This is a genomic window from Endozoicomonas sp. (genome assembly GCF_031844845.1).
Taxonomy (GTDB): Bacteria; Pseudomonadota; Gammaproteobacteria; order Pseudomonadales; family Endozoicomonadaceae; genus Endozoicomonas.
Genome location: NZ_JAVRMB020000114.1, coordinates 1 through 10,820, shown reverse-complemented (window position 1 = coordinate 10,820; position 10,820 = coordinate 1). Strand labels below are relative to the sequence as shown.

At 51.0% G+C, this 10,820-nt stretch carries 13 protein-coding genes; 3 read left to right on the top strand and 10 right to left on the bottom strand.

Going from position 1 to position 10,820, the window contains the following annotated elements:
• The first annotated feature begins 6 nt into the window (after positions 1-6).
• Entirely contained in the window at positions 7-120 is a 114-nt protein-coding gene (locus tag RM811_RS05500; RefSeq protein ID WP_402521032.1) for an IS1 family transposase, read from the top strand.
• 233 nt (positions 121-353) lie between these two features.
• On the opposite strand, the gene RM811_RS05495 is transcribed toward RM811_RS05500, so the two are convergent.
• The 5 genes from RM811_RS05495 to fliS all read right to left on the bottom strand — a co-directional run bounded on the left by RM811_RS05495 (position 354) and on the right by fliS (position 5,001).
• Complete coding sequence (locus tag RM811_RS05495) at positions 354-1,289, bottom strand: flagellar motor protein MotB (RefSeq protein ID WP_402521605.1); 936 nt, start codon at positions 1,287-1,289, stop codon at positions 354-356.
• Entirely contained in the window at positions 1,289-2,320 is a 1,032-nt protein-coding gene (motA, locus tag RM811_RS05490; protein WP_402521603.1) for a flagellar motor stator protein MotA, read from the bottom strand. The genes RM811_RS05495 and motA overlap by 1 nt, the downstream gene beginning before the upstream one ends.
• 218 nt (positions 2,321-2,538) lie before the next feature.
• Positions 2,539-3,078 carry a flagellar basal body-associated protein FliL gene (gene fliL, locus RM811_RS05485; RefSeq protein WP_402521601.1) on the bottom strand — a complete coding sequence of 180 codons (540 nt, stop codon included), beginning with the start codon at positions 3,076-3,078 and terminating at the stop codon, positions 2,539-2,541.
• Between the two features lie 24 nt (positions 3,079-3,102).
• Positions 3,103-4,341 carry a hypothetical protein gene (locus RM811_RS05480; protein WP_402521599.1) on the bottom strand — a complete coding sequence of 413 codons (1,239 nt, stop codon included), beginning with the start codon at positions 4,339-4,341 and terminating at the stop codon, positions 3,103-3,105.
• Between the two features lie 213 nt (positions 4,342-4,554).
• The gene (gene fliS, locus RM811_RS05475; protein WP_402521596.1) at positions 4,555-5,001 is read right to left on the bottom strand and encodes a flagellar export chaperone FliS; all 447 of its coding nucleotides are present in this window, start codon (positions 4,999-5,001) and stop codon (positions 4,555-4,557) included.
• Positions 5,002-5,314: 313 nt separating this feature from the next.
• On the opposite strand from fliS, the gene RM811_RS05470 reads away from it, so the two are divergent.
• On the top strand, positions 5,315-6,676 hold the full coding sequence (locus RM811_RS05470) for a hypothetical protein (RefSeq protein WP_402521594.1): 1,362 nt from the start codon (positions 5,315-5,317) through the stop codon (positions 6,674-6,676).
• Between the two features lie 72 nt (positions 6,677-6,748).
• Here the strand turns inward: RM811_RS05470 and fliD are convergent, their stop codons facing one another.
• The 3 genes from fliD to RM811_RS05455 all read right to left on the bottom strand — a co-directional run bounded on the left by fliD (position 6,749) and on the right by RM811_RS05455 (position 9,429).
• Positions 6,749-8,191 carry a flagellar filament capping protein FliD gene (fliD, locus tag RM811_RS05465; RefSeq protein ID WP_402521591.1) on the bottom strand — a complete coding sequence of 481 codons (1,443 nt, stop codon included), beginning with the start codon at positions 8,189-8,191 and terminating at the stop codon, positions 6,749-6,751.
• The gene (locus RM811_RS05460) at positions 8,137-8,445 is read right to left on the bottom strand and encodes a hypothetical protein (RefSeq protein ID WP_402521588.1); all 309 of its coding nucleotides are present in this window, start codon (positions 8,443-8,445) and stop codon (positions 8,137-8,139) included. Before RM811_RS05460 ends, fliD begins: the two co-directional genes overlap by 55 nt.
• A 72-nt stretch (positions 8,446-8,517) precedes the next feature.
• A complete protein-coding gene (locus RM811_RS05455) occupies positions 8,518-9,429 on the bottom strand; it encodes a hypothetical protein (RefSeq protein ID WP_402521586.1) in 912 nt (303 codons plus the stop codon).
• Positions 9,430-9,488: 59 nt separating this feature from the next.
• On the opposite strand from RM811_RS05455, the gene RM811_RS05450 reads away from it, so the two are divergent.
• Positions 9,489-9,614 carry a hypothetical protein gene (locus tag RM811_RS05450; RefSeq protein ID WP_402521584.1) on the top strand — a complete coding sequence of 42 codons (126 nt, stop codon included), beginning with the start codon at positions 9,489-9,491 and terminating at the stop codon, positions 9,612-9,614.
• 349 nt (positions 9,615-9,963) lie between these two features.
• Here the strand turns inward: RM811_RS05450 and RM811_RS05445 are convergent, their stop codons facing one another.
• Positions 9,964-10,116, bottom strand: coding sequence for a hypothetical protein (locus RM811_RS05445; RefSeq protein WP_402521582.1), 153 nt, complete (start codon positions 10,114-10,116; stop codon positions 9,964-9,966).
• 112 nt (positions 10,117-10,228) lie between these two features.
• Positions 10,229-10,519 carry a GIY-YIG nuclease family protein gene (locus RM811_RS05440; RefSeq protein ID WP_402521579.1) on the bottom strand — a complete coding sequence of 97 codons (291 nt, stop codon included), beginning with the start codon at positions 10,517-10,519 and terminating at the stop codon, positions 10,229-10,231.
• Positions 10,520-10,820: the final 301 nt, after the last annotated feature.

Genomic DNA, 10,820 nt, shown 5'->3' with positions numbered 1-10,820 from the left:
ACATGGATCAAACGGTTAGCGAGAAAGAGTATATGCTTTTCCAAGCTTGAGAAGATGCACGATATTGTCATTGGATTACTGATTAACGCGCTTGAATTTGGGGTAGATATTTATGCTTGACCACACATTTGGCCCACTACCGTTTTATTAACTATCAGACCGGTTGTTCACCGAGTTATCCACGGAATCAGTGGATGATTCAAATTGTCGGTCAAATGGTCGACTGGGCGGCCATTCTCCAGATTTATGGATAAGTAGCGTTTCTACTTTGAGATTTCAGGAGAGTACTCTCAGATGCCTCCATGAAAGAGAGAATCGAGGTTGATGGTCAAGCCCGTCTTTTTTACCATTGTTTACTTCGGATAACCATTCTCCCTGGCGGCCTGAACAGCACTGCCCATCTCGGTGGCTGACACCGGCGATGGTGGCTTGCTGCGACGTTTATGCCCTGTTTTCATCGCTCTTTCGCCCTTATGGGAGAGGATCATGATATCCACCCGGCGGTTCAGCTCTGCTTCCGCACCAAGGTTTTCCAGGGGCAGGGTTGATCCCATGGCCGCCAGCTGAAATATCTGCTCATGGGGTACGCCGGCAAAGGTCAGGATTTCCCGGGTGGTTTCGGCCCGTTGTCCGGACAGACGCCAGTTGTCACTGTCATTGTCCCCGGGCGTCTGCTCGGGAGCGCTATTGGTATGGCCGGTAATCATCAGTTTCAGTGAAAGCCGGGTGAGAATGGGTGCCAGGGCAATCAGAAAATCTTCATAGAATGGTCTCATTTGGGCGCTGCCGGGGGTAAACATGGGGCCGGCTTCCGGATGGACAAGGGTCAGCAGTATGGCTTTGGGTAACGCCCTGATCTGAATGCTTTTCGATGCGGACCTGCCTTCCTGTGACACTCTGGCCAGCTCCCGAAGCACCTGCATGGCCACAGTGGTCGCTTCATCCACCCCGGGGGCACCATGACCGGACATTTCAAAACCGGTCATGCCCGATGGACTGGGTTTCAGGTGCACAGGCATGCCGTTGATCAGGGAGGTTGATCCCTGCATTTCCACCGGATTACTGGTGGACGTCCGGTTATAAATTCCGGGATTGGAAAAGTAGGTGGCAATGGCCTCTTTCTGAAGGGGCGTGGTGGCAGCGACCAGCCAGAGCACCAGGAACAGCGCCATCATGGCAATGGCAAAATCGGCAAAGGCCACTTTCCAGCTGCCACCATGGTAGTCATCATGACCTCCACGGGGACCACGACGGATAATAATCAGATGATCACCATCACTGTCGGCCACTAGGTAGTCTCCCGGGTTGCCTGTACCAGAGTTTCAAGCTCGGCAAAGGTCGGCCTCAGTTCTTTATAAAGGGTTCGCCGACCCGCATCCACAGCGATAATCGCCGGCTGTCCCGACTGGCTGGTCACCAGTGCCACCTTGATACAGTCAAAGGCCAGCATTTCATTTTTCTCCGTATGCTCCACCGCACTGGCCAGGGGACCAACAACACCGTAACACAGCAGTATGCCTAAAAATGTACCCACCAGTGCCGCAGCCACCTTCATGCCGATTAACTCCACTGGCCCACCCATGGAACTCATGGTAACGACGATACCCATAACCGCCGCGACAATACCAAACCCCGGACAGGCATCCGCCACGGCCTGAAGCGCTTTAGCAGGCCTGCCCAGATCCTGGCCAAGGGTATGGATTTCATGGTCCATCAAGCCTTCAAGGGCATGGGTTGCCATATTCCCCATCCCGGTAATCCGAAAATTATCGGTGATAAAAGACAGTAAACGCGGATGGCTGAGTATTCTCGGATAGCCCAGGAACAACTCACTGTTGTCCGGAGCTTCAATATCATCTTCAATGGCGCTCTGGCCTTTCCTGCGCTGCTGATCCATTAACCGGAACAGCAGGGCTAACAGATCCATAAAAAACTGTTTATCAAATTCTTTATTTTTAAACAGCACATACTTGAGATGCACCAGGGTCATCCTCTGCACCGAGGCTGGATTGGAAATAATAAAGGCGCCGGTGGCCGCCCCGACAATAATTATGATTTCCGGTGGTTGCCAGAGAGCCAGCAGCTTGCCGCTGGCCAAGACAAAGCCACCGAAGACACTGAGCAACATAATGGCAAAACCGGTAATTCTTAACAGCATGATATAAACGACATTATTTAAATATATTAGAAATCCGGAAGAAGCCTTCGGTGAAGTAGCATTTTCAAAAATACTGGTTACTTTCTCCACTGTCATTCCGTACAGGGATTGTACGGAATCCACCCGGCAGGGATAGCCACCTGGCTGAGCATTCACATCCATGTGAAATGGATCCTGTACAATCCCTGTACAGGATGACAGTGGAGTTAGTCGGTAAATTTTTAATTGCTAATTTCCCTGGCTATTCATAGACCTTTGGGATTGACTCGCAGTTCGCGGTGCGTTTTTCTTGCGGACAACGGACAACGGACAACGGACAACGGACAACGGACAACGGACAACGGACAACGGACAACGGACAACGGACAACGAAAAAAAACCTATTGCACCACCATATTGGTAATCAACACACTTGCCACTTCCCGGGCCTTTGGCAGATTCGGCAGCTTGTGGATGATGTCCAGCGCCCGCTGCCGTAAAACATCACGATTCTCCGGCAGCTGAATCTCCTGGAAAGACCAGGTAACCAGCATATCCAGCAAGGCATTGCGGATCACCGGCTGGTTGCTGTCCAGAGCTTCGTAGCACGGACTGCTGCGGGTCATCAGGGTTATATCCATCTGCATAAAGTGAGGTTCATCGGTTTCTTCGTTCAGTAAATTGACGATGATATCTTTGAATATCAGGAACTGTGGTGGGGCGCTGGAGAGTGTACTGCCATTGTCTGACAGGGATGAGTCATCACGCTGGTTCATGCTCCAGAACACGCCGGCAGCAATAACGGCAACCGTGATGATTCCGGCCAGAACCATGACCGGCATGCTGATTGCGCCTTTCTGGTTGACACGAAGGCTGCCCCCTGCGCACCGGATTCTGGTCAGAAGCTGGAAAGGCTGAAGGCTCTCGCTTGAAAAAGACATGAAAGCTGGCATAAAAAACTGTATCTAAACCCGAAAATCAACCAATACGGCCCTGGATCCCCAGGGGTGAACTGGCAGAAACTGTCCCCCAGACTCAATGTCAGTGGAACTGTCTTTGTTCAGGGGAAGTGATTGCGTCAGTGACGACTGGAAATTATCCTGATTACCGGCACTGGCACCTCTGGCATCGTCGCCATCATCATGGACTGTAAACGACAAGTTTATTGTATCTTCAGCAGTAGCGATATTTTCCTGATCCATCGGCTGACCACTATGACCGGTGGCCTGGATTGCTGTCGGGTGCAAACTGTCAGTTACCAGTTGTTGTAATGTCCTGGCATCAGCACTCAGCACCTGCAAGGTGTCGCCACGGGTTGTAAAATTGACCGATACCCCGGAATCATCACGGCTTAGCTGAACGACCATGGTTCCCAGGCTGGGCAGATCGGCAACGGCTCTGACCTGGTGCCCGCTACCGGCCAGAAAATAGCCCGGCCATTCACTGGCAGCTGCTGCAATCATGGGTTGCCCCGGAGTAATCCTGCCATATTGGATGGTGGCGTCTCCGCTAATACTGCTACTGGCTGCACAGCTTGAGGGGCCTGGTGCTGCGCTGATCTCTTTTGAAATATCGGTTATGGCAAGCTCCCGAAGGGAATTACCGGTAAGTGGATGACTGGGTCGTACAGGCTTTTCTGACAGATTACGGGTAATCCTGGCAGCCTCTCCATCTGAAGGTTCTCCACTAAAAGAGACCGGCTTTGTATCTGCAATCAGTGGCATATCGGTCAGAGTGCCATCCACTTTTTCAAGTGGCGTGTCGCATAAAATTCTGAGTGGAGCTGCCGTTTCCGGCTGGGGGTTCAGAGAGCCCGGGCTATTGAGTAAACGGATATTCGCAGGAAGGCTATGTTGATAATGAACCGAATCCTGATGGTTGGAATGTACGACAGGTTCTGCAGGATCAGGCATGCTGCCGAAAACCACAGCAGTATCAATTGGCGTATCATCGTCATCCGAATCACCATCGGAACCACAGGGTGCATCCTCATCTGCCGGGATCTGGGTAAGCCTGGATAACTGCGCTAATAACCGGGAAAAATCACCACTTTCTTCGCCACCTTCTGTTGTTTGGGGTGACAAACTGGTGTCACTGCCAAGCGATAAAGAATCGGGCGATAAAGAAAACGGAGACTGATATTGGCTTAGCATTGCCTGACCGGACATGCTGATAGTCTCCATCGGCAGGCTATTTACATTCACTTATATTCACTCATATTCACCGTAGACAACGATTAGGAACTGTCTTTAAATAACTTCTCAATTTAGAATCCGGTCTCCGTTCACCCTGAGCTCGTCGAAGGGTGATTGGGGCGGACTCTATTGCCGAGTTCGGAGTCATGTTCTGCGACGGGCTCAGGACGAACGGGAGCCAGGTTAAAAACAGGGAAGTCATTTCAGAACAAATCCTTAACATCAACCCTCGGGGCGGGCAGGCTGGCCGACTTGCTGAGCGAGCTGGTCCCAGCCACTTTTCACTGTATCAATCATAGACCAGGCTTCATCCAGGTGGGCAATATTATTCCCGGCGTTATTTTCGACGATCACGGACGACAGACAAACAAGGCAATGGTCGTAAAGTTCGCACAGCAAATCCGGCAGCAGAGGCGTGTCGCTGCTGGTATTGGTATCAGCAGCAATGGTCATATCAGCGGCTAAATGACCGAGCGCTGTCAACACGGTGATGGCATGGTTAATCCGTTCGGTTCGACCGGCTAAATCCCTCCTTTCAATACAACCACGACATCGATCCAGATCATCCAGTAATAGCTGATAGAGCAGGGCAGTCTGTTGCGCGCCATTGCTATCCCGGGCCCGGTGGGCGTACTGATGGCGGGTGTAGGTGGTTAGTGGCGATTTCATCAGAAAGATCCTGTAACTGTTCGGGCAGGCTGTTACAAAACAGCGTAGCTGGTTATGTTTGTCACGATAATTTGCAGGGCATGTCAGGCAAAGAAAAGAACCTGTCCAGCTATTTTAAATTTGCTTTATTTGATTAACCAGCTAAACCCTACAAAGTGCAAAATAATCTGATGAGTTAAAACGGAGTTGGCTTCTCATTACTGCTGTTGGCAAAGGTAAAATAAACAAACTTGATCTGACAACGCCAGTGAGTTAGATCAAATATTCTCAGTTGGTCGCAAAATACAAGAATATTATAGAGGGGATTCCAGAGATGTTAAGAGAAGTTTCAAATGCTACCAGACGTCAAGCTGTAGACGATGAAGAAGTAACAAGAGGAAGAAAAGGAATAGCCTTTTCAAGGGATGTAGGTTCTGTTGCCTCGAAAGAATGGCCAATAAAAAAGTTCGCTGGTAACGCTGAAAGACTGATCCCTTCATCACTACCTGTTGATGTTGAAGGCCGGCCAATAGTAACCAGAAGGTCAGCAAGCAATCATTGCCAGACACGGCACGCTGGTAACTATGCTGGCAACCAAAATGGGAGCCGTGTGGATGTGAGTCGTTCATCGTCTCAATTAGCTTCGCAGGTACCGATGAAAAAGAAATCCAGTCAATCCCGAAAACGTGCGCATGGTCCTGATTCTGCTGCGTTACCTGTGAAAAAGGAAAAACCTGAGATTGTTTGCAAGACCCTGATTGAGGAGGGATTTTCATGCCCCGTTGCAAATTGCAATTCCGGTGATAATACCCATAAGGTGTTAAGCAGTGCCAGGAATTGGTGGGACCATCTGGTTTCAGCTCATGGTAATGGTTACTCCCTGGGGACTAAAGATAAGAAGGGAGGGGGGGGAAGAGGTAAAGAACCAAGTAAAATTTCCAGCCTGCATAGTCTTGGTGTAACGGCTTTGGCTCAGCAAGGGCTGATAGAGTGTCGGGTGGCGAAGTGTAAAAATACAACAAAATTCTTAAACTTTTTTGCTTTGGGTAAGCATGTTCTTGTTCAGCACAAAGACAGGTTGGATAGGCAGGCGTTTAATGCTTTTTGGAAAGAAAAGTTAAATGCTGGTCTTGAACGACAGAAGGAATTGTTTGATTTGTCTGCGCCTGATGAAGATATGATCTGGTGCCGTGACGAGACGTGTGGTTTCTTCATTGATTTGAGCAATGACCAGAACGAATGCAATAGTCTGTTGCAGCATCTGAAAGAACATCAGGTTAAAATCCAGGGGATCAATTTGGGGCCCATTAGTGCCAAGCCAATTTCCACATTGTCGCCATCTGGCGCAGGCAAAAGATACCAAACCCGTCATGGCGGTGGGTTTGCCTGTAAACAACACCCTGGAGAGATCAGCGGCCAGACGCCGGAGGCTTTGGGTCATCATTGGAACGAAGTCCATTTGTATAAAAAAGTTTTTTGTCCTGTTTCCTGTTGTTTCGATAGCGAGAAAAAGCCTATGGAATTTGCCAGTCCTAGAAAATTATTCGATCATCACCTGCAGGAGCATGTTGTCCCGCTTTATGCATCATTGAGAGTAAACGCAGAATCAAAAAATATGAGCGATGAAGACCTTCATCGAGTAATTTTGTCAGATGGTTGGGTGGAAAAGTCGCAGCTTGATTTTGATCACTGGTAAAGAATCAGCTCACATAGCTCGTTCCCACGGTTCCCGTGGGAATGCATGTCGGAAGTTGCGTTGGACTCCTGGCTAATGGCCATTGCCATTGCCATTGGTGCGGGTTGGCGGAGCCATGTTTTCAATACTGGATCGGGTTCGGTTGAGGCGCAGCATGGTTTGTTCCATTCGGAGGAACTCGTGGCTGGTACGGTCGTAAAACACCTGTCGTTTGGTTTCAAGGTTAAGCTGGTCTACAGACAGTTTTTGCAGGTTGCGGGACAGGTAGGTGGCTCGGGTTTGCAGCGGACTGTTACCGTTGCCCAGGGAGCGCATACGCTGGGCCACCGCCAGTACTGGCTGGTGGGGATTGGTCAGGAAGCTCAACACCGGGTCTGGCAGGGCGTTCAGGCGCTGGCGGAACCAGGCCCGGTCCAGAGACCACTGGCCATTTCGGTCGGTGCTGACGCCCAGATCCAGCAGGCTTTTTATTGGCTCAGGGCTTTTTATTAGCTCAGGGCTGTTAGCAGTAGATGCGTCTGAAACCGGAGCCGGTGCAGTAATCAGCTTGCGCAACTGGCCACTGATTCCTCTTAAAGATGCCGGGGTACCGGCGTTAATCTGTCGTCCCTCTTTATCTCTCGGGTCGCTGGCCAGCAATAAGCGATTACAGCCGTCAATAAAATCAGCCATGGCGCTAATCAGAGGTTCAACATCCTGGCTGACGTCAACGGTGAGTACCCGGTCGGCATCCGCCTGTTTCAAATCCAGACTTAAGCCGGCAAGGGCGGGCTGGGCGATATTGCCGGGCAGTCGCAGTTTGACGCCGTCGATACTGATCAGGGCATCGGCAGGGGCTCTTTGTTCGATCATCATGGCGGCGAGGTCGGCACCGGCACCCGTACCGGTGAGGTTCATGCGCCAGTCGGCGCCTTTTTCTGCTCCGGTGAGCAGCAGTTGCTGGCCATCCAGTCCGGAGATAACAGTGGCGTGGATTTTTCCGCTGGTATTGAGCTGAATGGATCGGGCTATGGACGACAATGGCCTGTCGGGCAACAGGTTGACTGTCCAGCGACTGCCGTTCAGAGCCAGTTGCAGACTGCCGCTACCGGGCAGGATGGCGGTTTTTTGTGGGCTAAGGGCTTTGTCAAAGGGCGGGCTGACCAGCACCTGGGGCGAGGCCAGTTGATGGACGACCAGCTGGTAATTGCCCGGGTCGGGGCGGCCACTGACTCGCACTGCCAGTCGGTCCGGTTCACTGGCCACCGCCAGCCAGCGGCCTGCACCATGGCCGTTGCCATTACCGTTGCCATTACCGTTGCCATTGCGGCTGGCTTCCTGCACCAGCCAGCGGGCCGATTGTTCCAGGGCATCCACCGCCTGATAGGCATTGATCAGGGTTTCCTGCTCCCGGGTGAGTTGTTGTTCCCGGCGTTGCAGGGCCTGTTCGGCGGGGGTTATTTCGGCGGAGACCACGGCGGTTACCATGGCCTGGATGTCGAGGCCGTTGTGATTGATGGGGTAGATTGAGGGCATTTTTTTACCACGTAGATGCAGAGGTAGATTCCTGTCATTCCGTACAGGGATTGTACGGGATCCACCGGGCAGGGATAGCCATCTTTCCGGGCATCCAACTCCCCGACCGCTGTCATTCTGTACAGGGATTGTACGGAATCCACCGGGCAGGGATAGCCATCTATCCGGGCATCCACTTCCCTGACCGCTGTCATTCTGTACAGGGATTGTACGGAATCCACCGGGCAGGGATAGCCATCTGTCCGGGCATTCAATCCCTGTACAGGATGACAGTGGAGTTGGCCGGTAAATTTATAGTGGCTGCTTTCCTAAATGTGGAATTTATTTCAGCACAAATCCTCGGCGCTCCGGAGGCTTGACAATCTTTCCTGCCGTTGATTTTCCGCTATTTTATTTTCCAGTCTTTTCCGGTTGTTAACGGCTTCTTCATTACCCGGCTTCCCAGCCTGCCGGTAATAGTCAAGGGCCTGGTCGTTATCCTGCTCAACCCCCAGTCCGTGCTCATGCATCACCCCCAGGTAATTCAGGGCAAGCAGGCCAGGCAAGCATTGATGACCGGCAGCATGGTGAAAGTGTTGCATGGCTTTCCTGAAATCGCCTGGAGTCGCTCCCCCCCCCAGGTAAATCAGGCCCATGTTGAGATTGATCGTGGTATTATCGGTGGTTACTGAGTTCAACAGGTTTAAGGCGTTCGTTTGGTCTTCCTTGTCGCCAGTCTTTTCTGCGACTATTTCGCTCAGGTGTTCCAGGGCGCACTCACCGCCATCTTTAGCGCACGCAATTAACCGTTGGTAGGCCTCGTGGTGTTGATTGTGGTTCAGGTAAAGGATGGCCAGGTTGGTTTTATACTGGAGGCTGGCGGCATCGTCTTCCAGAAGGTTAAAAACGTCGGGGTTAAACGTGGCGCCACTTTCCATTAAGTAACAAACCACATCAATCTCTTTATTGGTTGCCGCCAGGTAGAGGGGGGTCATCTCTCCGGTTTTCCCGGCATCCGGATGCGCGCCATTGATAAGAAGCTGCTCAACCAGCCACTCGTTCCCCTCACTGGCAGTGTCAGTCAATACTTTCTGCCATCTGTCTGGAAGGCAGCACGCCTCTGGAACTGTTTGCTTTCTGTAGAGGTTGGTAGTGCCCCGATATTGCACGGGGTAAACGGTACGAGAGGTTTTTTCGTTTTCTGCTACTTGTTTCAGGCATTCGTGGTGATAAACATAATGGTGTGTAACGGTAATCATCTTCGTCCCCCAGGGGAACCCTTTTTGGCATTGGCTGCATGTTTTTCCGAGGGCGGGGAATGCAGGCCCTGAAATGGCAAGCGTTGCTGCTACTGATGGTGTATCCATTAATGACCCTTCTGACCACTTTTACCAGGGATGATATGGCAAGCGCTTTCCGGTCAGCCGCCCTGATGGTTGCTTAATGCTGTCTTGATTAAAAATACAACGAAATACACGTTAGGCAAGGGGTAATCAGTAATGGTTGCGAAGCTTACGCGATGCCCGGGTTTACAGTAGATACCAGGAAATCGAACTTTGCTGAGTTACCAAGGGCTGCGAAGAAATAACTGAGCCTTAGTACTTTAAATATATGAGCCAAGTATGCATCCACTGACGTTTATGAATGGCTATTCCTACCAGTTTTTTCGGGTATAAACGTATGAGTGGAATCGCTGAACGCCTTGGTAGTAAAGGTTTTTTCGATTTTTTTGAAAATTAAAAAGAATCCGGGCATCGCGTAAGCTTGTGCAGGGATGTGAACGAGGTGAAATCTCAGAACCCTGTCATTCTGTACAGGGAATGTACGGAATCCACCGGGCAGGGATAGCCATCTTGCCGGGCATCCACTTCCCTGACCGCTGTCATTCTGTACAGGGCTTGTACGGAATCCACCGGGCAGGGATAGCCATCTTGCCGGGTATCCACCTCCCTGTGAGATGGATCCTGTACAATCCCTGTACAGGATGACAGAGGGTGGGGAAATCTCAGAACCCTGTACAGGATGACAGAGGGTGGAATATCTCAGCCCCCTGTAGCTTTAACGAATATCCATCCATAAATCCCGCCATTGTGGATTGTTGCGTTCCACCAGACGGATTTTCCAGTCGCGTTGCCACCGCTTTAACTGTTTTTCCCGTTGTATTGCCTGCAAAATATCGCCATACAGTTCAAACCACACTAACTGCTTCACACCATATCGTTTGGTAAAACCATCAACAGCACCCTGCCTGTGCTCCCATACACGTCTGAGTAAGTTGCCTGTTACCCCAATATAAAGCGTTCCCCTAGCTTGGTTGCACATTAAGTAAACGGTATATTGCCTGCCCACAAGGATACTCCTGCTTTATTGTTTTCCCGATCAAGTCTGGTTGAAAAGAGCAATAGTGCAACCACAAAGGGTAGTGGCAATTAAAAATACCGACTAACTCTACTGTTATTGTGCACCCGGCAGGGAGAGCCAGCCATCCGGGCATCACGTCCCTGTGGGGTGGATCCTGTACAATCCCTGTACAGGATGACAGTGGGTGGGGAGTATCACTGTCATTGTGTACAGGGACTGTACGCAATCCACCGGGCAGGGAGAGCCAGCCATCCGGGCCTCCACTTCCCTGTGAGATGGATCCTGTACA

What these genes read in the sequence shown, in the direction of transcription:
- motA (WP_402521603.1), bottom strand. Translation starts at nt 2,320, where the DNA reads ATGGATGTGAATGCTCAGCCAGGTGGCTATCCCTGCCGGGTGGATTCC.
- fliL (WP_402521601.1), bottom strand. Translation starts at nt 3,078, where the DNA reads ATGTCTTTTTCAAGCGAGAGCCTTCAGCCTTTCCAGCTTCTGACCAGA.
- fliS (WP_402521596.1), bottom strand. Translation starts at nt 5,001, where the DNA reads ATGAAATCGCCACTAACCACCTACACCCGCCATCAGTACGCCCACCGG.
- RM811_RS05470 (WP_402521594.1), top strand. Translation starts at nt 5,315, where the DNA reads ATGTTAAGAGAAGTTTCAAATGCTACCAGACGTCAAGCTGTAGACGAT.
- fliD (WP_402521591.1), bottom strand. Translation starts at nt 8,191, where the DNA reads ATGCCCTCAATCTACCCCATCAATCACAACGGCCTCGACATCCAGGCC.
- RM811_RS05455 (WP_402521586.1), bottom strand. Translation starts at nt 9,429, where the DNA reads ATGATTACCGTTACACACCATTATGTTTATCACCACGAATGCCTGAAA.
- RM811_RS05450 (WP_402521584.1), top strand. Translation starts at nt 9,489, where the DNA reads ATGCAGGCCCTGAAATGGCAAGCGTTGCTGCTACTGATGGTGTATCCA.